Here is a 21,408-nt window from a genome sequence, read left to right as displayed (position 1 = left end):
TGGTCCTCCTGGTTCACATGTGGTGCGCGGCGGGGGGTGCGAGCCGGGCGTGGCCGAGCTCGTCGACGGCGGCGCGGGCCGTCTCCAGGAGCGTCGGGTACGACTCGTAGTGCCGGACGTCGCTCAGATAGGTGCCGTCCGCCCGCCGCATGACGTGCAGCGGCCTGCCGTCGATACGGATCTCGGTGAACGGTTCGACGGTGACCGTCACGCGGTCGTCGTCGGTGGCTCCGGCGGGGACGACGGTCGTCGCCGTACCCCGGATCTCCCGCCCCCGGTACATCTCGGCGAACTCTTCGGCCGGGGATCCGGATGCGGCCCTTCCAGGACCGGGTGCGGGGCGGGCCTCGGCGGGCCGCTCGTGGTCGAGCAGCGGGAGCAGCGCTGTGGCGGTGCCCGCGGCGACGGCGGCCGTGAAGGCGCCGCGCAGCACGATCCTGCGGGTGGGGGTGCGGGCGCCGCCCGGTTTCTCGGGGATGGGGCTCATGGGAAGACTGCCTGCCTCTCGTTAACTCGTCCGAGGTGCTTCTGGTGGCGATGTTGACAACGAGGCGGTGGTGAAACAGTTCTCGTGCGTGCGGCGTACGGTGCACGCGCGGGCCTCGCGTTCCGGCAAACGTGTGAGGGTGCGGGGCCGGCCGCGGCGGCCGGCCGCGTCGCGCGGTCCATCGCCTCCCGGGGCCCGGACCATGGGCGGCGAACCGTGGAGGTGATGGGCATGACCGTCCCGTACCAGCTGTCCTCAGGCCGTACGACGTGCGCGGCGGACGTCGATCTGGCCGACCCGGCGTTCTGGCGGCTGCCGCGCCCCGAGCGGCTGCGGGCCTTCGCGCTGCTGCGGGAGGCGGACGCGCCGGTTCTGTTCACTCCCCGGCCGGGCGCCGCCCGTACCTCCGGCAAGCCGTTCTACGCCCTGGTGCGCCACGCCGACGTACGGGCCGCGAGCCGTACGCCGCAGGTCTTCGCGAGCGCCCCGGGGGCGACCACCCCGGAGCCGGCCGGCTGGGCGAAGGCGCTGTTCGGGCACTCGATGGTGAACATGGACGGGCCCGAGCACGCGGCGCTGCGCCGGATCATCTCGCGCCGGTTCACTCCCCGGCTGCTGGCGGACGTCGAGGAGAACGTCGGCAGGCTCGCCGGACGGCTGGTGGACGAGCTGATCGCCGAGCGGCCCCGGGACTTCATGGCGTCGGCGGCGGTACGGCTGCCGCTGGAGGTGATCTGCGACCTGATGGGCGTCCCGCAGGCGCTCCGGAGGCGGATCGCGGAGCAGATCGACCACGCGTCGGCGCAGGTCGGCGTGGAGCGCCGGGGCAGGGCCCGGCTGCGGGTCCCGGGGCGGGGGCTGGCCTCCCTCGCCCGGATGCAGTACGTCATGGGGCGGCTCGCCCGGGAACGCCGCCGCCGTCCGGCGGACGACCTCGTCTCGGCGCTCGTGTGCGCGGACGTCGACGGCGAGGCGCTGTCGGGGCGGCAGCTGGGGGCGTTCTTCTCACTGCTGCTGGTGGCCGGGGTCGAGACCACCCGCAACGCCCTCGCGCACGGGGTGTTCCTGCTCGACAGGCATCCGGAACAGCGGGAGCTGCTGCGATCCGACTTCGACCGGTACGCCGGGGGCGCGGTCGACGAGATCGTGCGGTATTCGACGCCGATCATCCAGTTCCGCAGGACCGTCACCGCCACGCACACCCTGGGCGGCCGGACTTTCCTTCCGGGCGAGAAAGTCGCCCTCGTCTACGCGTCCGCCAATCGCGACGAGGCCGTTTTCACCCGGCCGGACCACTTCGACATCACCCGGTCGCCGAATCCTCACCTGGGATACGGAGGCGGGGGTCCGCACCACTGTTTGGGCGCACATCTGGCCCGGCTCGAAATGACGGCTCTGCTGCGGGAACTGACCGAGCGGCGTCCGATCGTCCGGAGCACCGGTGACCTGGAGCTCGTCGATTCGAATTTCGACAACCGCGTCGGTTCGCTGCCGTTCACGTTCGGCGGCACATTCACCTGAACGGCAGCCCCGCAACGCCGCATACGATAAATGGGCTCTTTCGCGCGCGGACGGGGCACCATGATGAAACTCTTTCCTCACCGGCCGAATCCGCCGGAATTCATCACCGCCAGGAGGAGCAATGCCGGCCAAGCGCCGTCTCATCGTTTCGTGTGTCGCGGCGCTCGCCCTCAGCCTCCTGGCGGGCGGCGGCATCGCGGGCAGACCGACCCCCGGCCAGGACGCCGTCGACGGCGCCGCCCCCGGGCCGCGGCGGGCGGCGGGCGACACGGCGCACGGCGCGTATCTGGACTACGGACCGGACGGGGTCAGCCGCATGGCCGAACTGTCGCGCTGGCTCGGCGGGGCCGAGCTGCGCGTGGGCCACACCTACCTGCCGGGCGATCTGTGGGTGAACATCGAGGGCGCCCCCGCGTTCCTGGAATCCTGGGCGGAGTGGAAGCGGGCGGACGCGGACCGGATGTTCGTCCTGAACGTACCGATGCTGGAGCGCAACGAGGAGCGGGTCCCCGACGGCCAGGTCCGCGCCCTGCTCCGGGCGGGTGCGGCCGGTGAGTACGACGACCACTTCACCCGGCTCGCCGAGCGTCTGGTGGGGCTGGGCGTCCCGGACACGGTGATCGTGCTCGGCTGGGAGATGAACGGCACGACCTACACCCACCGGTGCGGCCCCGATCCCGCGTCGTGGAAGGCGTACTGGGAGCGCATCGTCACGGCGATGCGCGCGGTTCCCGGCCAGGAGTTCCGCTTCGACTTCACGCCGAGCCGGGGGCGGGACGCGGTGCCGTGGACCGAGTGCTACCCGGGCGATGACGTGGTCGACATCGTCGGGATGGACTCCTACGACCAGCCGCCCGGCGAGACCTTCGACGACCAGGTCAACGACCCGTACGGCCTGCAGAAGCACGTCGACTTCGCCGCGGAGCACGGCAAGCCCATCTCGTTCCCGGAGTGGGGCCTCTTCCGCAACGGCGACAACCCCGAGTACATGCGGCGGATGCTGGAGTGGATCGACCGGCACGAGCCGCTCTACCAGACGCTCACGGACTACTGCCCGCACGGCGTCTGGCAGTGCACGAGCAATCCGCGGTCCTCCGAGGTGTTCCGGTCGATGATGACCGAGCTGGCCGCACCGGACGCCCCCTCCCCCGACCCGACGCCCACGGCCACCGACACGCCGGATCCGACGCCCACGCCCTCCGAGCCGGTCCCGTCCCCGGCAGCACCGTCCCCGTCCGCTCCGTCCCCGTCCGCGACGGATACGCCCTCCCCCGGGACCGGGGCGGGGCCGTCCGGCAAGTGGTGTGTCTCCGTGCCGTTCGCACAGTGGCTGGGGCCGTGGCTGCGGGAGCGCGAGATCTGCTTCCGCCACTGACCCGGGCCCGTGGGGGTGGGGCCCACACCGTCGCGGCCCCGGACCGAGGGCGGCGCCGCGGGGACCGGCGCACCGGGCGCGGTCCGGGCCGACGCGCGACCATGGAGATCTACCGAGGATGGTGAGGTGCAATGGCGTCCGCCGATGAGGGCTCCTCGACGGGGTCCGGCCCATCGCCCTCCGGGGGCGGTCGCGGCCCGGCGTGGAGGGCCGACGACGCGGCGGCGGTGGTCGCCGGGGACGGCACGGTCATCGGCTGGACCCGCGGCGCCGAGGCCCTGCTCGGGTATCCGGCGTCCGAGGCGGTCGGCCGGTCCGCCGCGTTCCTGCTGACCGGGCCCCCGGATCCTCGCCGGACCGCCGCCGTGGCCGCCCACTGCCGGGCGGGCGCGGGGTGGAGCGGGCTGCTTCCCCTGCGCGCCCGGGACGGCCGGTCACTGGACATCGACGTACGGGCCTCGGCCTCGTTCACCGTCGACGGCCGGGAGGCGTTCCTGGTGTCCGGGCGGGAACTCACCCCGCACTGGACGATGAGCGGGTCCGTCCTGGACGACTTCCTGAGCCGGTCACCGGTCGGGATGGCGGTCCTCGACCCCGAACTGCGCTACCTCTGGATCAACGACACGCTGGAGCGGTTCGGCGGCGTGCCCCGGGAGCAGCGGCTGGGCCGCAGGCCCGGCGAGGTGCTGCCCGGGACGCTGGCGGACCCGCTGGAACGGCTGATGCGACAGGTCCTGGCGACCGGCCGGGCGATCACGGACTACGAGTACCTGGGCTGGAGCTGGGCCGATCCGCATCGCAGGCGGGCGTACGCCAGCTCGTTCTTCCCACTGACGGACGCCCGGGACCGGCGGATCGGCATCGGATACATGGTCCTCGACGTCACCGACCGGTGGAACGCGCGCCGGCTGCTCGCCCTGGTGAACGAGGCCGGGGCCAGCATCGGCTCCACCCTGGACGTCCACCGCACGGCGCAGGAGCTGGCCGATTTCGCGGTGCCCCGGTTCGCGGACTACGTCTTCGTCGATCTGCTGGAGGTCCCGTTCGGCGGTGACCGGCCCGGGGCGGTCCCGCCCGCCGAGGGCGATCGGCCGGCCATGCGCCGGGCGGGCATGCGCTCGGTGCGGGAGGGCTGCCCGGAGTCGGTCGTCCGGATCGGGGAGCCGGTCGACTTCGTGCCGCCGCCGCACGACGCGCACTTCCTGCTGGACGGCGACCCGGTGCTGCTCCCGGTCCTCGATCCGGACAGCCACGGGTGGACGGTGGAGCAGCCGGAGCGGGCCGCCCGGCTGCGGGAGTTCGGGCTGCACTCGCTGATCTCCGTACCCATGCGGGCGCGGGACACCGTCCTGGGGCTGACCACCTTCATGCGGTCGCAGAACCCGGTGCCGTTCGACGAGGACGACGTGGCGCCGGCCAGGGAACTGGTGGCGCGGGCGGCGGTCTGCGTCGACAACGCCCGCCGCTACACCCGGGAGCACACGGCGGCGCTGGTGCTCCAGCAGAGCCTGCTGCCGCACACGCTGCGCGGCGGCACGGCGCTGGACGTGGCGTCCTCGTACCTTCCGGCCGACGCGAAGGACGGGGTCGGCGGCGACTGGTTCGACGTGATCCCGCTGTCCGGGGCCCGGGTCGGCCTGGTCATCGGCGATGTGGTGGGACACGGCATCGGGGCGGCCGCGACCATGGGCCGGCTGCGCACCGCCGTACAGACCCTGGCCGACATGGACCTCCCCCCGGACGAGCTGCTGGCCCGCCTGGACGATCTGGTCCTGCGGCTCAGCGAGGAGGAGCCGGTGACGGGTCCCGCGGAGCGGGGCGGTACGACGGTGGTGGGCGCCACCTGCCTGTACGCGGTCTACGATCCGGCGAGCGGCTGCTGCACGATGGCGCGGGCCGGCCATCCGCCGCCGGTCGTCGTCACCCCGGACGGGGCGGTCAGCTTCCCGGACCTGCCGTCCGGGCCTCCGCTCGGGCTGGGCGGGCTGCCCTTCGAGTCGCTGGAGATCCGGCTGGCCGAGGGGAGCCTGCTGGGCCTGTACACGGACGGTCTGGTCGGGGGCGCCGACAAGGACGTCGAGAACGGCATGGACCGGCTGGCCCTGGCGGTCTCCCGGACCGGCCTGCCGCTGGAGGACCTGTGCCCGGCGGTGGTCAAGGAGCTGCTGCCCGTACCGCAGCCGGACGACATCGCGCTGCTCCTCGCCCGGACGCACGTGCTCAGCCCCGACCACCTGGTGTCGTGGGACGTCCCGGTGGACCCCGCCGCGGTCGGGGAGGTCCGGGCGAAGGTCGCCCGCCAGCTGGAGGTGTGGGGGATCGCGGAGCTGTCGATGACGACGGAGCTGATCGTCAGCGAACTGGTGACCAACGCGATCCGTTACGCCTCCGGGCCGGTGCGGCTGCGGCTGCTGTTCCAGTCGGCGCTGACCTGCGAGGTGTCCGACGCCAGCAACACCTCACCGCGGCTGCGCCACGCGCGGACGACGGACGAGGGCGGGCGCGGGCTGTTCCTCGTCGCTCAGCTCGCCCACCGGTGGGGGACGCGGTACACCGACCAGGGGAAGATCATCTGGGCGGAGCAGCCGCTGCCCTGAGCACGGCGGGCGCCCGGCCGGGGCCGTCAGGCGGTGGCGGTGCTCCCCTCCCGGGTGAAGAGTCGGGCCAGCGGGCCGTCGGCTCCGATCAGCTCGTCCCAGGTGCCCTCCTCGACGATCCTCCCGCCCTCCAGCACGGCGATCCGGTCGGCTCGGCGGACGGTGGCCGGGCGGTGGGCGATCAGCAGGGTCGCCCGGGTGGCGGAGTGGGCGGTGAGCGCTTCGGCCAGTTCCGCGTCGCCCCGGTGGTCCAGGTGCGCCGTCGTCTCGTCCAGGACCAGGACACGCGGCCCGCCCAGCAGCCCCCGGGCCAGGGCCACCCGGGCGCGCTGGCCGCCGGACAGGGTGGCGCCGCGCTCGCCGACGGGAGTGTCGAGCCCGTCGGGCAGGGCGTCGGCGATGGCACGGACCCCGCAGATCCGGGCCACCTCGCTCAGTTCGCCGGCCGTGGCGTCGGGCGCACCCAGCCGGAGGTTCTCGGCGAGCGTGCCGTGGAAGAGCGGGGCCTCCTGTCCCACCACGGACACGGCGGAACGCAGATCGTCCTCGGCGAGGTCGCGCAGGTCGAGGGGGTGGCCCGGTTCAGGGGGCAGCAGTTCGACGGCCCCGTCTGCCGGGTCCCAGTACCGCGCGAGGAGGTGGGCGCAGGTGGACTTGCCCGCACCGGACGCACCGACGAGGGCCACCGTCTCGCCCGGCCGCACGGTCAGGTCGACGCCGTCCAGCACGGCCTCTCCCCCGTAGTCGAACCGTACGCCGCGCAGGCGCAGGCCCAGCGGGCCCGGCGGCAGGGGGCGCGGGGCGGCGGGCGCGGGCGCGAGGGCCGGGGCGTGCACGGCGGCCCGGACACGTGCGGCGGCGGCGCGCAGTCCGCCCGCCCGGCCGAGCGAGGCCGCCGACTCCGCGACCGGGGCCAGCGCGCCCAGGGCGAGGGCCATGGCTGCCGGGGCCCACGCCCCGTCCAGCCGTCCAGCGGACGCGGCGTGCGCGGCGGCGGCCACGACGCCGATGACGGCGGCGACGACCAGGAGGTCGCGGGCCGCGCCCGCCCCGGTCTCCCAGGACTGTTCGGCCCGCTGGGCACGGGCGAGCCGGCGTCCGGCGGAGCGGAGCCGGGCCCGCCTGCGGTCAAGTGCCCCCGCCATCAGCAGCTCGCGCAGCCCGTCGACGCTCTCCACGGTCTCGGCCGAGACCTCGGCGAGCGCGCCCCGGGTCCGGGCCCCGCGCTCGGCCCGCCCGCGCGCTTCGGCCAGGGGCGACCAGGCGAGGAGCAGCGCGGCGGGCAGGACGGCGAGCAGGAGCCATGGTCCGAGCGCGGCCAGCACGGCGGCCGCCGCCGCGAACACGATTCCGGATGCGATGAGTTGGGCGATGGCGTGGGCGTAGAAGAACTCCAGCGCCTCGACGTCCCCGAGGGCGGTGGCCGCCAGGTCGCCGCTGCGCCGGCCCGCGATCCGGGCGGGGGCGCTGCGGGCCAGCCCGTCGAAGACCCGGACGCGCAGTTCGGCCAGCACCCGGTAGGCGAGGTCGTGCGAGAGGTCCATCTCGCGCCAGGTGGCCAGCGCCCGGAGCAGGACGAGCCCGATGAGGACGGCGACGGTTCCGGGGACGGGCGGGCGCTGCTCGGTGACGGCGGTGCCGACCGTGTGCGCGGCGAGGGCGACGAGGGCGACCAGGGCCGCTTGGTCGACGAGGGCCGCCAGGCAGGTGCGGAGCACGGTGGCGCGGTGAGCGCCGAGGACCGGGAGGAGCGAGCGGAGCGCTCCGGGCGGGACGTCGTGGTCCGGGGTGCCGGCGGGGGCGGAGAGGGCCCGGGTGGAGGCAGGCGCGGGCGGGCCGGCGGGAGAGGCAGGTGCGGGCGAGTGAGCGGGGTCGGAAGGGGCGGGGGTGGGCGCGGGGCTGGTGGTCATGCGGCGCGTTCTTCCTGTGGGGTGCGTCCGGTCGCTTCATGGGCGGGGTCCGGATCGTCCGCTTTCCGGGTGGTGGGTCCGGCCGCTTCATGGGTGGGTCCCGGGTCGTCCGTTTCCCGGGTGGTGCGTCCGGCCGCGACGAGGGCTGCGTACACGCCGCCGCCCGCGAGCAACGTGGCGTGGTCGCCCTCGGCGGCCACCCGGCCGGCGTCGAGGACGACGATGTGGTCGGCGTGGCGTACGGCGTCGAGCCGGTGGGCGACGACGATGCGGGTGCGGTCCCGGCCGACCGCCGACAACGCGCGGACGATCCGCGCCTGGCCGCGTTCGTCGACCGCGCTGGTGGCCTCGTCCAGGACCAGGACGGGGGCGTCGGCGAGCAACGCCCGCGCGAGAGCGATCCGTTGACGCTGCCCGCCGGAGAGCGTGGCGCCGCGTTCACCGACGAGCGTGGCGTAGCCGTCCGGAAGGCGGCTGATCTCGTCGTCGATCCCCGCGTCGCGGGCGGCGGCGCGCAGTTGCCCGTCGGTGGCGGCCGGGCGGGCGATGCGCAGGTTCTCGGCGATGGTGGCGTGGAAGAGGTAGGTCTCCTGCGAGACCACGGCGATGCCCCGGCGCAGCGAGGCGAGGGTGTAGGCGGCGGTGTCGGTCCCGGCGACGGTGACGATCCCGCTGTCCGGGTCGCGTTGCCGGAGCAGCAGGCTGAGGAGGGTCGACTTTCCGGCCCCGGACGGGCCGACGACGGCGGTGGTGCGCCCGGGGGCGGCCGTGAAGGCGACACCGTCCAGGGCAGGCCGATCGCTCCCCGGGTGGGTGAAGCGCACGTTCTCGAAACGGACTTCGGGCGGACCGTCCCAGAGCGCCGTCCCGGTTCCCCGGTCCGGCACGGCGGGTTCGGCGGTGCGCAGGGCGGCGATCCCGTCGGCGGCGGAGACACCGAGGTAGCCGGCGTGCCATTCGCGGGAGAGGTCGCGGACGGGCCGGAAGCACTCGGAGGCGAGGAGGAGCAGGAGGTAGGTGCCGGTGGCGGCGGTGGCCCCGGTGGCCGCCGAGGAGCAGGCCACGAGGACGGCGGCGACCGTACCGCCCTGGACCGCCAGGTCGGTGAGACCGGTGTCGACGAGGGAGACCCGCAGTTTGGCGACGGTGCTCCGGTGCAGAGCGGCCGACCGCAGCTCCAGCCGCTCCCGAACGCGCCCCACCGCACCGGCGGCCCGCAGGGTCGGCATTCCCTGGAGGGCCTCCAGATAGTCGGCGGCGAGCGCTTCGTAGGAGTCCCAGTGGTCCTTGCCGCGCCGTGCGAGCAGCCGGTCCCACCCTCGTGGTCCCAACAGGGCCAGCAGCAGGGCGAGTCCGAGGGCGAGTGCCGCGTACGGGGCGACGAGGGCGACGGCGACCAGGAGCACCGGCGGCACCAGGCAGGTGATGAGCGCCTGGGGCAGATAGCGGGAGACGTACGCGTCGACGCCCTCGACGCCGTCCACGAGGGCGGCCCGGACGGCTCCGGCCCGTGCCCCCGTGACGGCGGTGGGGCCGAGCGCCCCGAGCCGCAGCAGCAGCGTGTCGCGGAGCCGTACTCGTACGGCGGCCCCGGCCGTGACGGCGGTCATCCGCTGGGCGCGGCCGAGGAGGGCGCGGGCCAGGACGACGGCGATGACGGCCGCGAGCAGGGGGGCGAGGTCAGCCGTGGCCCCTTGGGCGATCCGGGCGAGCACGAGGGCGAGGAGTACGGCTTGGGCGAGGTGGGTGGCGGTGACCGCCGCGAGCAGGGCGGCGGCGAGGCCGAGGGGGCGGCGTGCCGTGTTCGCTGCGCGGAGGAGTTCGGGGTGGAGCATCATGGGCGTTCTTCCTCGCCGGGCGGTGTGGTGCGGGCCGTGGTGCCGGGGGCGGGCGGGTCGGTGGAGTGCGGCGTGGGCCGGGTGGCGCGCGGGGCTGCGGTAGGGGCGGCAGGGGCTGTCGCCGTACGGGGGGTGAGGGGTGTCGCTGTACGGGTGGCGGGTGGTGTCGTCGTTTTCGCCGGGGGTGCGCCGAGGGCCAGGCCGTGGACGATCCAGTCGCGTCCGGGCGCTTCGCCCAACGCCGCTCCGAGGTCCGCCTGCTGCCAGGAGCCGATGGGCCGGGACCGCAGCCCCAGGGCAGTCGCGTGGGTCTGGGCCAGGCCGATCGCGTATCCGGCGGCGAGATGGCTGATGCGGACCTCGGCGGGCGAGGCGTCGTCGGGGCAGCCGTGCGCGAGGAGGACCGCCCCCGTCGTGCCGATCCACGTCTGACGGGCGGCCCAGTGGGCGAGGGTGGGGCGTGCGTCTCCGTGAGCGTGGAGAAGAAGGCCGGGTCTTCCCGGGCTCGCCGTGTACAGGGCCGGGGCAGCGCCCCCGGTCACCACCGTCCAGTCGGGCCCGGCCGGGCTCGCCGTCCGGGCGGTGGTGAGGACACTGGCGAGCAACTCCCGTTCAGGCGGGCGGCGCAGGTCGTCGGGCGGCGCGCTCCGGCGGGTCGTGAGGGTCTTCCCGGTCACGCCTTCCGGGCGGGATGCCGGGTGCCACGTACCGGCGGGACGAGCCGGAGCTTGCGCGAGGAGGCTCAACAGGCGCTGTGTGCGGCTGAGTTCGCGGGGCTGGGCGATCGGGGGGCCGGGGACACGCACCGGTGCTGATGCTCGGCCCCGGGTTGCCCAGGCGCTCAGTGGATCGATGGTCCGCACAGGGCCACCGGAAGGCGTGAACCACACTGCGGCGAGGGGCGGTTCGAGTTCCGCCGCCTGCCATTCGCTGTGCCGGGCCGGGGCGCGGGGCAGTCCTGCCGCAGCGGACAGCAGGGCCCCGTCGGCGTCGAGGCAGACCAGCACGTCGGCGGTCGGCGGACCGGCCTGCGCGAGCGCCGCGGCGGCATGGCCCGCGTCGAGCAGCAGCAGCGGCCAGGCCCGGTGACCGTAGTGGGCGACCGTACGGGAAGCCGCCACCGTGAGCACGGCCAGCGCCCCCACAGGTACGCCGTCCGGGGCCGGGCCGCGCGGGTGGGCCCGGTGGGTGTGCGGGTCGTACGCGTAGCGGCCCGGCGGCAGTGAGCACCCCGGGCCGACGAGCAGGTGGGCCCGGACCGGGTGCAGGGCCCCTGCCGAGGGAACGGGACGCAGTCGCCCGGACGTTCCGGCGGGCGCGGCAAGGGAGAGCCTCAACAGGCGGGCGAGGTCGAGCGGGGCGTCGTGACGGATGGGGGCGGCGCCCACCGTGGCAAAGCCGGTGACGACGGAGCCGGGACCGGAGTCGGTACGCGCACCGGCGGCGGCCCTCCCCCGGGGCCCTCCGAAGGCCGCCGCCGCATCGGTCTGCCGCCGACCGCCAGCGGAGAGCGGCAGCCCCGGGCCGCTCCACGGAAACGGGCGCTCCGGGACGTACGGGGAGAGCGCCGGAACCCGCGGCGAGCGGGCATCGGCGAGTGCCCGGCCCAGGCAGTCCGGCGCGCCGGCGGACGATCCGGCCGGATCCTTCGCGGCGAATCCGCCCGGCGGCTCCGCGCGCGGATCTCGGGTGGGGACGGCGGCTCGGTCCGGTACGTCAGGCATGGCAGCGCGCTCCTTCACATGTGCGGGGGCGGGGCGAGGGTGAAGTCCTCGGGTCCGGTGGGCGGTTGCGAGCGCCAGCCCCGGTCGAGCGCGGCGTCCGCGAAGCGCGGGCAGCCGAAGTAGCCGAAGGCCGCCGGGGCGTTGGGGACGAGACCGGAGACGAGGACCCGGGCGACCCTCAGCGAGGTCTCGGCGACGTCCTCCGTGGTGAGGTCCGCCGTGATCACCCGGTGGCCTCCGGCGGCGAGCGCCGCGTCGAGGGCGGCCCGGCTGCCGGGTTCCACCGCGGCGACCGGGACAACCCCGAGGGCGGGCGCGGTGAAGCGGCGGGCGAGCGGGGCCATGCGGTCGTCCAGCCAGACCTGGACGTGGGCGCCCAGGTCGCGTACGGCGGCGAAATCCGTTCCGCAGTCGTCGAGATAGCGCCGGTCCGCCCTGTGGTCCAGGTAGAGGCCGCGGGCGAGCATGCCGGCGTCGATCGCCCGGTACACCCATCCGTCGGCGTCCACCGCGCCCTGGGTGAAGACCCAGGTGTGCACGGCCTCCAGCACGGCCTTGCGCGCCGCCTCCGCCGGGTCGTACCGGCAGGCGAACCCGGCCGCGTATATGCCGCGTTCGGGATCGTGCACGAGCGCCGCCACGCAGGGGGCGAACTCGGAGGGCATCTCCACGATGTGCACGTCCAGCGCACAGCCGGCCAGATCATCGGTGAGCCCGGGTACGGTCGCGGGGTCGATGCCCCGGGTGGGCCCGTCCAGGTGCCACCACAGCTCCAGCGCGTCGCGTTCGACGATTTCGAGGAGGCCGCGCTCGACGGCGTCGTCCAGGCCCTGCCCGGTCGCGATGCCCGCGTAGTTCAGGTGGTGGGTGCGGGGCAGCGAACGCAGCTCGCCCTGACGCCAGTTGAGGTGGGTCAGCGCGACGGGGGCCCAGCAGGGCCGCCCGTTCTCGGTGGCGCGGGTCCACAGCGCCGGTGTGTCCGGGGTGAGTTCGGCGTAGGGGAAACCCGTGCGGCCGTACTGCCAGGAGGCGTACGTCGGCAGGGAGCCGGGTCCGTAGACGCGGTGCCCCTCGGCGGCCAGCTCGGCGGCGGTGGCCCGCCGGGGCGCCCGGGGATGCCCGGGCGGCGGGACGCGGTTGCCGCAGTAGCGCTCCACCGCCTCCGCGACGGCGGCGATCCACGCGCCCTCGCGGTCGCCGAACGTCGTGCCGAGCGAGACCCGGTCGGCGGGCCAAGCGCCGAGGCGGCGGGCGTCGGCGACGTCGGCGGTCATCGCGGTGTAGCGGGGCGGTGCCCCGGTGGGGTGCTCGACGGGTGCGACATCCCGGACGATTCCGCTGACGGGATCGACGAGGGCTTCGACGGGCAGGGTGCCGACCGACGGCCCATCGCCGCTGCGGGTCGACGGCCCTGCTCCACTGCGGGTCGACGGCTCTGCTTCGCTGCGGGTCAGCGGTTCTGTTCCGGTGCGGGTCAACGGCATATCTCCGGTACGGGCTCGACATAGCGGCGTCGGGCGACGACGGGCAGGTGGAGGGCGCTGCCCCGGGCGTGCACGGTGCGGTGGGACGGGGCGAGCCTGGTGGCGGTGACAGGGTCCTCGCCGGTGTGCGGGTTGCGGGCGTGGGCGGGGAAGTGGTGTCCGGTGACCTCGGCCCGCAGGCGGGTCCCGGCGGGAAGGCGGCGGCCCAGCGTGCCGAGCGGCACGGTGATGTCCGCCGCCCGGCCGGGCGGGTCGGTCCGGCGGACGATGCCGAAGGCCAGGGGCTGGGCGCGGCCAGCGGGGTCGAGCGTGGTCAGGCGGACGGCCCAGTCGGCCGAGGGCGTGTCGGCCGTGACGTGGAGTCGGGCGACGGCCGGCCCGGCGAGATCGAGCGGGCGGGCCAGGGGCGGCGAGACGAGCAGGCACCGGTCGGGCCGTTCGCGGTCTGCCGGGACGGTGAGGTCGTCGGAGCGCACGGGTCGGTCCGGGTGGGCGGTGAACTCCGCACCGTGGAGCAGTCGCAGTCCGGTGCGTGAGCCGAAGGGCCAGCGCACCGCCGCCTCCGGTCGACGCGGCTCGGAGGGGCCGGGCGTGGGTTCCGTCCCGGTCACGCGGTGCCAACGGCCGCTGCCGCCCAGGGCGATGACCCCACGCGGGCGTGGTTCCAGTCGCCCGGCGAGCGCGGCCCGGGCCCACCGTACGTACAGCGCACCGAGGTTGACGTGAGCGCGGGACGGTGCGGTCGGGTCGGCGGTGAGGTGGTGGCCCCACGGGCCGAGCAGCAGTCGGGCCGGTCCGCCCCACCCGCGCCACAGCGCGACGGTGTCGTCGGCGAAGGGGTCGCGGGTGCCGCCCACCGCGAGCAGCGGCAGCCGTGACGAGGAGCCGGCATCGGACAGTCGCCCCCGGTCGCGGCCGGTCCAGAGACGGGGCCACGACGGCAGTTCACGCCCCAGCCCCTCGGCCAGCCGCTCCGACACGCGGGCCACGGGGAGGTGTTCGAGAAGGCGGGGGTCGCTCGCCAGGGCGCGGCTCAGCGCGTCCGGCTCGGAGTCGCGGCGGTCGCCGTGGGCGGCCCACCAGCCGGCGCGGGCCCACAGCCGTTCCGGGCCGCCGGGCTCCCGCGCCGTTTCGACGAGTCCGAGCGCGGGAACGGCGGCGATGACGGCGTCGGGACCGCCGTCGCGGTGGGCCTCTCCCGGCCGCGCACCCGGCCGCCGGTCGTCGGGCCCGGTGAGCGCGGGGACGAGGGCGCAGTACGCGGCGTACGAGGCTCCGGCCGCGACGACCTCGCCGTTGCTCCACGGCTGGGAGCGCACCCAGGCGATGGCGGCGGTTCCGTCCGGCCCCTCGTGCTCCCCGTAGGGCTGCCACTCCCCCGGCGAACCGTGGCGGCCCCGCACGTCCTGGACGAGGACCGCGTATCCGTGCGCCGCCCAGCCGCGCGACTCGGCGCGGTGGGCACCCCGCCCGTAGGGGGTTCTGATGAGGACGGCGGGGCAGGGGTGGGGGCCGTCCGGCAGGCAGATGTCGGTGGCGAGCGCGGTGCCGTCCGGCGTGGGGACGTACACCGTACGGGTCTTCATGAGCGGGCCGTCCCGGCGCCGTTCCCGGCGCGCGGGCCCGGGCGGCCCCCGGTCGGCAGCGGTGCGACGTCCGGGACGGGCAGCGCGGGGTGCTCGGTGACGGTGAGATCGCGCAGGTCGATGCGGCGCAGCCGCCGACGGGGCGGAAGGCCGGCACGGCGCACCGGTCCGGAGCCTTCCCGGGCCTCCGCGTCCGCATGCGCTTTCGCACCCGCCCAGGCGATCAGGTCTGCGGTGAGGAGTGCGGCGATCAGCGCGGCGGAGGCGGCCGTGGGGCGTGGTCCGGTGTCGGGGGTGCGGTGCCCGGCCCAGTACGCGGCGAGTTCCCGGTGGGCCGGGGTAGCCGCGAGTCTGCGGAGCCGGACGTGGCGGGAGGAGACGTCTCCGGGGGCCGCGGCGAGAGGCTCGGTCCAGACGTGGGCCCCCTCGCGGTGGCAGCGCAGCCAGGCGACGCGATGGTCCGGGAGCCGGTCGGCGGCATCCCAGATCCCTTCGGCCGCGGGCGAGTCGAGGCACCACACCACCGCGACGTGTCCCTCCGCGTGCTCGTCGTCCGGGCCCGCCAGGGCGAGCTCCGCCACACCGTCCGGGGTGATCGGGCGGACGTCCGCCCCTTCCCCGCGTACGCAACGGGCCAGGGGCTCCGTCAGCACGGGGTCGCCCAGGACGTGCACGACGCGACCGCTGAGCGGCGGCCGGGGCGAGGAGGCCACCGCGTACCCGCCGGCCTCGAACGCCTCGATCAGCCGGTGGAGACGGTCATCGTGCGGATCTCCCGAAGCCGCTTCCGCCTGCCCGGTGAGCCGGCGCGCCAGGACGTCGCCGTCGACGCCTCCGGTGTCGATGCGCAGGAACTCCCCTTCCGGAGAACGGAGTACGGGGCCGGCACCGGGAACGGTGACGATCCCGGCGCCGGGAGCCAGTCGACTGCGGGTCACGAATCCTCCGAACGGAAGGCGGGGCGGGGAGCGGATGGAGCGGTGAACGGGACGGGCCCGTCCGGAATCTCACCGGGCGGGCCCGCCCGCACTGTGCGGGGAAGCTGCCGTCAGCGGCAGGTCTCGCTTACTTCTCGGCCGCGGTGTCGGCCTCGACGGCGTCGTCGAAGGGGTTCTCGACGAGGGCGTTCGAGTGGGTGGCGGAGAGGTGGGCGAGCTGGCCCTGGTCGGCGATCGGGCTGAACACCTTGTTCTGCTCCATGAGTTGAAGCCTCCATTCAGATCGGATGGGTGTCGTTCGCGGCGATGTTCTCCGCCGCACCACAGACACTAATGAATATGATTTTCATTCCGCAATAGCTGGAACGAGTCGAGAGGGTGATCTGGGTAACAGACGGGCCACCCGCCCTCGCCGTCGATCCCCACCCGCCCCTCCACGCCGAGGACTTCGGCCAGCAGCCGACGCGTCACCACCTCTGCCGGAGAGCCGTCCGCAGCGACGCGCCCGTCGCGCAGGGCGACGATGCGATCGGCGAACCGGGCGGCGTGGTTGAGGTCGTGGAGCACCATCACCACCGTCAGCCGGCGTTCCGCGCGCAGCCGTACGACCGTCTGCAGCACCTCCAGTTGGTGACGCAGATCGAGGTACGTGGTCGGCTCGTCGAGGAACAGCAGCCGGGCGTCCTGGGCCAGCGCCATGGCGAGGCGGACACGCTGGCGCTCCCCGCCGGACAGCGCGTCCACCGGGCGGTCGGCCCAGCCGGTGACGCCCACGTCCGCGAGGGCTCGCGAGGTCACGTCGTCATCGCCCTCCCGCAACATCCCGAGTGGCCCCCGGGCGGCGTAGCGACCCTGTCGTACGAGCTGTCGCACCGTCAGCCCCGGTACCGCCGGTGCCGCTTGGTGGAGCAGCGCCACGCGTCGGGCGGCGGTGCGGCGCGACAGCCGCGCCACGTCGTCGCCCTCGAGCAGGACGCGCCCGGCGCTCGGCGTGAGCAGTCCTGCGGCGAGTTTGAGGAAGGTGCTCTTCCCGCAGCCGTTCAGCCCGATCAGGGCGACCAGTTCGCCGGCCCGGAAGGCGAGGTCCACCCCGCGCAGCACCGTGCGTCCCGGGTAGCCGAAGGACAGCCCCTCGGCACGGACCACTTCCGGGCCGCCCCGCTCCCCGGCCCCCGGATCCGCCGGGAGCCGGGGCGGCCGTACCGGGCTCGCACCGACGCCCCCGGCCGCTCCGTCGGACATGTCAGCGTTCTCCATCCGCTCTCTCCCTCATCGCTCGTCGGCCCGTCGTCGCGCCACGGCCAGCAGCAGCCCCGCCCCCACACAGGTGGTCAGGGCGCCGACCGGCAAGGTCAGCCGGTCGGCGTCGAGGGCACTGGACAGCAGCCGGGACAGCAGTTGGGCGGCTGCGTCCGCGCCGCCCACCACCACCGCCCCGAGCAGCGCCGCGCCCGGCACGGTGACCCGCAGGTCGGCCCCGAAGACGGCCAGTGCCAGATGGGGCACGAGCAGTCCCACGAAGCCGAGCGCGCCCACCGCCGAGACGGCCCCGGCCGTCAGCGCCACCGCGCACACGAGCGCCGCGCCCCGCCCCCGGCCCGTGGCGAGCCCGGCCGCGGACGCCTGCTCGTCACCGCAGCGCAGCAGCGTCAGCGGACCGGCGAGCAGCCACGCCGCCGCGCCCCAGAGGAGCGCCCACGGCCAGAGCAGATTCCAGTGCTGCCACACCCGGCCCTCGGTGGATCCGATCAACCACTGGACGACGCTGCCGAGTTCACCGGGGGCCACCAGGAGGACGACGGCGGTGAGCCCGGCGAGCACCGCCGAGACGAGGACCCCGTACACGGCGGTCCGCTCGGGGTCGCCCCGGTCCCGCCCGGTGAGCAGCCAGAGCAGCCCCGCTCCGGCGAAGCCACCGAGGCAGGCCGCCACGACCACGGCCGTGGGGGAATCCCATCCCGCGAGACCGAGCCCGGTCGCGGTCACCGCGCCGAGCACCGCGCCGGGCGTGACGCCGGTGACCTCGGGGCCCGCCAGCGGGTTGCGCAGCGCGGACTGCAGCACCAGGCCCGCGACCCCCAGGCAGGCGCCGGCGACCAGCGCCACCAGCAGCCGGGGCAGCCGCAGCTGGAGCACGATGTGTTCGGCCGTCGGATCGTCGGCGGCCCCGAGCAGCACGGCCCGTACGCCACCGGGCGTGACGCCCCGGCCCGCCAGCAGGCCGGCGCAGGCCACCACGGCGAGCAGCAGGGCCAGAACGCCCATCCGGACGCCTGGCGCCCGGAGCACCCGGAGTGCGCGGCGCGCGCGGTGCCGAGCACGGGCGGGCCGCTCGGTCAGGGTGTCGGAGGGGGTCATCGTTCCGCCTTCCGGAGGACGGGGGCGGGCAGGGCGGTACCCGGGAGGGCCGCGGGGACGTCCGGTGCGGCAGCGGCGTTCCGCCCCCGCTTCCGGGCGGGGCGGCTCCCCCACTTCAGCAGCGCCACCCCGGCCGGGACCCCGACCAGGGCCGTCCACGCGCCGACGGGCGTCTCGACCGGGGCGAGCGCCAGCCGGGCGGGCTGGTCGGCGCAGAGCACGACGACCGCACCGCACACGGCGGACCGGACGAGCCACCCCGCCGCGCCGCCGTCCGGGCGCAGGCGGCGGGCCAGGTGCGGGGCGAGGAAGCCGACCCAGGCCACCGGGCCGCAGACGGCGACGACGGGCGCGATGAGGACGACGACGATGCCCAGGGCGGCCACCCGGGCCCGTTCCACCCGTACGCCGAGTGCGCGGGCGTCGTCGTCGCCGAGTCGCAGGACGCCGAGTACGGGCACGCACAGCACCAGCGCCGGGACGGCCGCGGCCAGCCAGGGCAGCAGTCCGGTGACGTCGTCCCAGGTGCGGGCGGACAGACTCCCCAGCAGATAGCGGTAGATGAGCTGGAGGTCGAGCTGGTCGGCCATCACCATGAGCACCAGCAGGGCAGCCTGGAGCGCGGCGGCGACGGCGGCCCCGGTCAGCAGCACCGCCGAGGGGCTCCGGCCGAATCCGGCGGCGACCAGGGTGAGCAGTCCGCCGAGCGCGGCCCCGCCCAGCGCGAGGAACGGCTGCAGTCCGAGCGGGACGGACAGCGTCAGAACGAGCGGTGCGGCGACGCCCAGCGCGGCGCCCGACGACACCCCCAGCATCTCGGGCACCGCCAGCGGGTTGCGGAGCGCCTCCTGGAGGACGAGTCCCGCCGCGCCCAGGCAGGCGCCGGCGACCAGTGCCAGCACCATGCGCGGAAGCCGGAGTTCGGTGACGACGACCCCTGCGAGCCCGTCGTCCCCCAGCGTCGCCGGAAGAGCGGCCGGCGGGACGTACGGCGTGCCGAGGCTGAGCGCGCAGACCGCGCCCGCCAGGGCCGCCGCGCCCAGGCAGACGAGCGCCGCGGACGGCCGCCTCACCGCAGTGCGGCCGTCGCCTCGTCGAGGACGATCCCCAGGGAGCGGGTGCCGCGCCCCTTGGCCCACACCTCCGAGTCGACCTCGATGACCTTGCCGTTGCGCACCGCGGGGATACGGGACCAGAGAGGGTTCTCCGCCAGCTTGTCGGAGAGCTTGCCGTCCGGTGCGCCGAAGGACAGGGTCTCCACGAAGAGGACGTCGACGTCCCGGGCGAGGATCTCCTCCAGGCTGTAACTGCCGTCCACGCCACGGCTCTTCCAGGGGTAGTGGGAGATCTTCGGGAAGAGGCCGGCCGCCACGTCGGTCTCCGGGGTGGCGACGCCGAAGTTCTCGTCGCTGCCGAAGACGATCAGCGCGGTCCCCTCGCTCCTCTCCTTCTCCGCCCGTGCCAGGCGGGTCCGGAATTCCCCTTCCGCCTTCTCGCCCTGTTGTGTGCGGCCGGTGAGCGCGGCGAGGTTCCGGAGGTAGCCGACGCTGTCCTGCCAGGAGCCCGGCTGGACGGGCCAGAAGACCGTGGCGCCCTTCAGCGCGGGAGCCAGCTTGCCGTGCGTGTCCTCCAGGCCGATGACCAGGTCGGGCCGGTGGGAGAGGATCGCCTCGACCTCGGGGCTGAGGAAGCCCCCGGGAACGGCCGGTATCCTCTCCGCCTTCTCCTTGCCGAGGAAGCGCGGGTGCGCCAGCAGCCGGGAGTTGGTGGCGGTGGGGGTCATGCCCAGCTCGGCGAGGATGTCGTCGCAGAGGGCGACCAGGCAGACGATCTTCTCGGGCGGCTTCGGCAGGGAGACCGTGACGCCCTTGGCGTCGGTGATCCGGGTGGCGGCCTCGATGGGCCGCACGTCCGTCGCGGTGCGGTCAGCGGCTCCGCCGCCCGGAGCGGCGGCCCCCGTGCGGCCGCCCTTCCCGGAGTCGGCCTCCTCGGTGCCGCAGCCGGCCAACAGGCCCCCCAGTACGGCGATCGCGACCCATCGGCGAACTCTCAGCGCGGTTCGTGGCATCGGCGGTCCCTCAACGTTCTCTTGCGGTCCCGGGCATGCGACAGCGACGGCGGCGGAGCCCGGGAGCGTTCCCCCGCCACGAGCCGAAACTCTACACATGATTATCATTTCCAATAAAGCGCGCTGCGGGACGGCCCGGAACCCGTCGCCCACCGCAGCACCACCGCCCCCGCGCACCCCAGGAGTTCGCCATGCCGCACCCCGTGTCCCCCGACGCCGCCCCGGCCCCACGGCTGCTGGTCTCCGACCACGTCGCCGGGCGGATCAGCCTGCTGGATCTCCCCGACGGCACCGAGCGGGCGGAGGTGAACCACCGGCACCTCTCCGAGCACGCCGGCTTCCTCGCCCTCCCCGGCGACCTGGTCGCCTGCGTGGACGAGCGGGCGGGCGAGCTGCTGATCCTCGATCCCTACGGCCCGGACGCGGGCCGCCGGCTGGTACGGCGGCGCGTGCCGGTCGCGGTTCCGGCCGAGCATCTCGCGGCGGACCCGGAGGGCCGGCTGCTCGCGGTGACCACCGGCCTCGGGCGCAACGAGGAGGCGTGGACCGGGCTGCTCACGGCCGTCGATCTCGCCGCCCCGGACGGCGCGGTCGCCGTCCGCGTCCGGGGACGGACCGGAGAGCCGGGCGTCACGGTCCTCGGCGGGCCGTCCCCCCAGGTGGTGCTGCGCCACCGCGAACCGGGCGAGCTGCTGACCCTCCGACACGGCGAGTTGATGAGTTCGGCGCCGTCCTGCCCGCGGGCGGAGCCGGTCCGGCGGATCGCCCTGCCGGACGACGACGGGCACGGAGACGCCCATGACCCGCTCACCGGGCGGGTGTTCGCCGCCGCGGGCTCGGGCGTGCATCGCGTACGGCGGCACGGCGACGGGCTCACGACGGAACCGCCGCTGCCGTGGTCCGCCGACGGGCGATCCGGCGGCCGCGGCTACTATCTGCGGCTCGATCCCGTACGGCGCATGCTCTGGTCCTGCGTGCGCGGCGGCTCGGGCGATCCGGGACGGTGGCCGGAGTGGTCCAACGACGCCTGGTGGCACCAGCTCGACACGGGGGCCACGGGCCGCCTGGAGCTGGGCCCCGGGCTGGTCTTCCGGCTCGCGGTGTCCGCTCGCCACATCGCGTACACCAGGATCCACCCCGACGGCGACGAACTCGTCCTGCTCTCCGCGCCCCGGGAAGCCGAGGCCCGGCCGGACGTGTGCGCTCGGCTGCCACTGCCCGCCATGACCGGTGCGCCCCGGCCCGGCGGGACGCCGTGGGACGGGGTCCAGCGGCGAGCGGTCGCCGCCTCACCCGGCGCGGGCCTGATCGCGGTGAGCCGGGGAGGCCACGGGGAGGTGCACGTCGTCGACGCGGACCGCCGGGCGCAGGTCACAACCCTGGCCGTCCCTACCCCGCTGGACGACGGCGGCCACCTGGCCCTCGTCACCCCCGGGGACGGGGCGCACGCGGATCCGGTGGGCCGCTGAGACCGGTGGGGCGGGCGGCGGCCACGTCGCGCCGCCGCCCGCCCCGTGCCTCC

Annotated in this window: 16 protein-coding genes; 4 read left to right on the top strand and 12 right to left on the bottom strand. The window is 75.3% G+C overall.

Annotated elements, in window-relative coordinates; all coding sequences use genetic code 11:
• Positions 1 to 13 precede the first annotated feature (13 nt).
• Complete coding sequence (locus IF19_RS0124300; RefSeq protein ID WP_030118457.1) at positions 14 to 487, bottom strand: tyrosinase family oxidase copper chaperone; 474 nt, start codon at positions 485 to 487, stop codon at positions 14 to 16.
• Positions 488 to 718: 231 nt separating this feature from the next.
• On the opposite strand from IF19_RS0124300, the gene IF19_RS0124295 reads away from it, so the two are divergent.
• From IF19_RS0124295 to IF19_RS0124285, 3 genes are all read left to right on the top strand, one after another.
• Entirely contained in the window at positions 719 to 2,008 is a 1,290-nt protein-coding gene (locus IF19_RS0124295; RefSeq protein ID WP_030118456.1) for a cytochrome P450, read from the top strand.
• 121 nt (positions 2,009 to 2,129) lie between these two features.
• Positions 2,130 to 3,383, top strand: coding sequence for a glycoside hydrolase family 26 protein (locus IF19_RS0124290; RefSeq protein ID WP_030118455.1), 1,254 nt, complete (start codon positions 2,130 to 2,132; stop codon positions 3,381 to 3,383).
• A gap of 131 nt (positions 3,384 to 3,514) precedes the next feature.
• The gene (locus IF19_RS0124285; RefSeq protein WP_030276919.1) at positions 3,515 to 5,980 is read left to right on the top strand and encodes a SpoIIE family protein phosphatase; all 2,466 of its coding nucleotides are present in this window, start codon (positions 3,515 to 3,517) and stop codon (positions 5,978 to 5,980) included.
• A 26-nt stretch (positions 5,981 to 6,006) separates the two neighbouring features.
• Here IF19_RS0124285 and IF19_RS0124280 read toward each other — a convergent pair whose 3' ends face one another.
• From IF19_RS0124280 to IF19_RS0124230, 11 genes are all read right to left on the bottom strand, one after another.
• On the bottom strand, positions 6,007 to 7,890 hold the full coding sequence (locus tag IF19_RS0124280) for an ABC transporter ATP-binding protein (RefSeq protein WP_030276918.1): 1,884 nt from the start codon (positions 7,888 to 7,890) through the stop codon (positions 6,007 to 6,009).
• Positions 7,887 to 9,728 (bottom strand): ABC transporter ATP-binding protein/permease, encoded by a 1,842-nt coding sequence (locus IF19_RS0124275; RefSeq protein ID WP_078580466.1) that lies wholly within the window; start codon positions 9,726 to 9,728, stop codon positions 7,887 to 7,889. The genes IF19_RS0124280 and IF19_RS0124275 overlap by 4 nt, the downstream gene beginning before the upstream one ends.
• Positions 9,725 to 11,452, bottom strand: coding sequence for a hypothetical protein (locus tag IF19_RS0124270; protein ID WP_030276914.1), 1,728 nt, complete (start codon positions 11,450 to 11,452; stop codon positions 9,725 to 9,727). The genes IF19_RS0124275 and IF19_RS0124270 overlap by 4 nt, the downstream gene beginning before the upstream one ends.
• Before the next feature lie 14 nt (positions 11,453 to 11,466).
• Positions 11,467 to 12,936: a YcaO-like family protein gene (locus IF19_RS0124265; RefSeq protein WP_078580465.1), complete on the bottom strand. Its 1,470-nt coding sequence runs from the start codon at positions 12,934 to 12,936 to the stop codon at positions 11,467 to 11,469.
• Positions 12,927 to 14,522: a CocE/NonD family hydrolase gene (locus tag IF19_RS0124260; protein ID WP_030276913.1), complete on the bottom strand. Its 1,596-nt coding sequence runs from the start codon at positions 14,520 to 14,522 to the stop codon at positions 12,927 to 12,929. Before IF19_RS0124260 ends, IF19_RS0124265 begins: the two co-directional genes overlap by 10 nt.
• Positions 14,519 to 15,460, bottom strand: coding sequence for a hypothetical protein (locus tag IF19_RS0124255; protein ID WP_030118442.1), 942 nt, complete (start codon positions 15,458 to 15,460; stop codon positions 14,519 to 14,521). Before IF19_RS0124255 ends, IF19_RS0124260 begins: the two co-directional genes overlap by 4 nt.
• 127 nt (positions 15,461 to 15,587) lie before the next feature.
• Positions 15,588 to 15,722, bottom strand: coding sequence for a streptamidine family RiPP (gene amiA, locus IF19_RS1000000138425; protein WP_006129278.1), 135 nt, complete (start codon positions 15,720 to 15,722; stop codon positions 15,588 to 15,590).
• A 68-nt stretch (positions 15,723 to 15,790) separates the two neighbouring features.
• Positions 15,791 to 16,702, bottom strand: coding sequence for an ABC transporter ATP-binding protein (locus IF19_RS0124245; protein WP_234313236.1), 912 nt, complete (start codon positions 16,700 to 16,702; stop codon positions 15,791 to 15,793).
• A gap of 27 nt (positions 16,703 to 16,729) precedes the next feature.
• Positions 16,730 to 17,725: a FecCD family ABC transporter permease gene (locus IF19_RS0124240; protein ID WP_234313235.1), complete on the bottom strand. Its 996-nt coding sequence runs from the start codon at positions 17,723 to 17,725 to the stop codon at positions 16,730 to 16,732.
• Between the two features lie 89 nt (positions 17,726 to 17,814).
• Entirely contained in the window at positions 17,815 to 18,891 is a 1,077-nt protein-coding gene (locus IF19_RS0124235; protein WP_030118439.1) for a FecCD family ABC transporter permease, read from the bottom strand.
• Entirely contained in the window at positions 18,888 to 19,886 is a 999-nt protein-coding gene (locus IF19_RS0124230; RefSeq protein WP_030118438.1) for an ABC transporter substrate-binding protein, read from the bottom strand. Before IF19_RS0124230 ends, IF19_RS0124235 begins: the two co-directional genes overlap by 4 nt.
• A 191-nt stretch (positions 19,887 to 20,077) precedes the next feature.
• Between IF19_RS0124230 and IF19_RS0124225 the strand changes: the two genes are divergently transcribed.
• Positions 20,078 to 21,355: a hypothetical protein gene (locus tag IF19_RS0124225; protein ID WP_030276911.1), complete on the top strand. Its 1,278-nt coding sequence runs from the start codon at positions 20,078 to 20,080 to the stop codon at positions 21,353 to 21,355.
• Positions 21,356 to 21,408: the final 53 nt, after the last annotated feature.

It is taken from the genome of Streptomyces californicus (assembly GCF_000717645.1).
Lineage (GTDB): Bacteria > Actinomycetota > Actinomycetes > Streptomycetales > Streptomycetaceae > Streptomyces > Streptomyces californicus.
The sequence above is the reverse complement of the archived record's forward strand: the minus strand, read 5'-3'. Positions and strand labels throughout refer to the sequence as shown.

What these genes read in the sequence shown, in the direction of transcription:
- IF19_RS0124300 (WP_030118457.1), bottom strand. Translation starts at nt 487, where the DNA reads ATGAGCCCCATCCCCGAGAAACCGGGCGGCGCCCGCACCCCCACCCGC.
- IF19_RS0124295 (WP_030118456.1), top strand. Translation starts at nt 719, where the DNA reads ATGACCGTCCCGTACCAGCTGTCCTCAGGCCGTACGACGTGCGCGGCG.
- IF19_RS0124290 (WP_030118455.1), top strand. Translation starts at nt 2,130, where the DNA reads ATGCCGGCCAAGCGCCGTCTCATCGTTTCGTGTGTCGCGGCGCTCGCC.
- IF19_RS0124285 (WP_030276919.1), top strand. Translation starts at nt 3,515, where the DNA reads ATGGCGTCCGCCGATGAGGGCTCCTCGACGGGGTCCGGCCCATCGCCC.
- IF19_RS0124280 (WP_030276918.1), bottom strand. Translation starts at nt 7,890, where the DNA reads ATGACCACCAGCCCCGCGCCCACCCCCGCCCCTTCCGACCCCGCTCAC.
- IF19_RS0124275 (WP_078580466.1), bottom strand. Translation starts at nt 9,728, where the DNA reads ATGATGCTCCACCCCGAACTCCTCCGCGCAGCGAACACGGCACGCCGC.
- IF19_RS0124270 (WP_030276914.1), bottom strand. Translation starts at nt 11,452, where the DNA reads ATGCCTGACGTACCGGACCGAGCCGCCGTCCCCACCCGAGATCCGCGC.
- IF19_RS0124265 (WP_078580465.1), bottom strand. Translation starts at nt 12,936, where the DNA reads ATGCCGTTGACCCGCACCGGAACAGAACCGCTGACCCGCAGCGAAGCA.
- IF19_RS0124260 (WP_030276913.1), bottom strand. Translation starts at nt 14,522, where the DNA reads ATGAAGACCCGTACGGTGTACGTCCCCACGCCGGACGGCACCGCGCTC.
- amiA (WP_006129278.1), bottom strand. Translation starts at nt 15,722, where the DNA reads ATGGAGCAGAACAAGGTGTTCAGCCCGATCGCCGACCAGGGCCAGCTC.
- IF19_RS0124245 (WP_234313236.1), bottom strand. Translation starts at nt 16,702, where the DNA reads ATGTCCGACGGAGCGGCCGGGGGCGTCGGTGCGAGCCCGGTACGGCCG.
- IF19_RS0124240 (WP_234313235.1), bottom strand. Translation starts at nt 17,725, where the DNA reads ATGGGCGTTCTGGCCCTGCTGCTCGCCGTGGTGGCCTGCGCCGGCCTG.
- IF19_RS0124230 (WP_030118438.1), bottom strand. Translation starts at nt 19,886, where the DNA reads ATGCCACGAACCGCGCTGAGAGTTCGCCGATGGGTCGCGATCGCCGTA.
- IF19_RS0124225 (WP_030276911.1), top strand. Translation starts at nt 20,078, where the DNA reads ATGCCGCACCCCGTGTCCCCCGACGCCGCCCCGGCCCCACGGCTGCTG.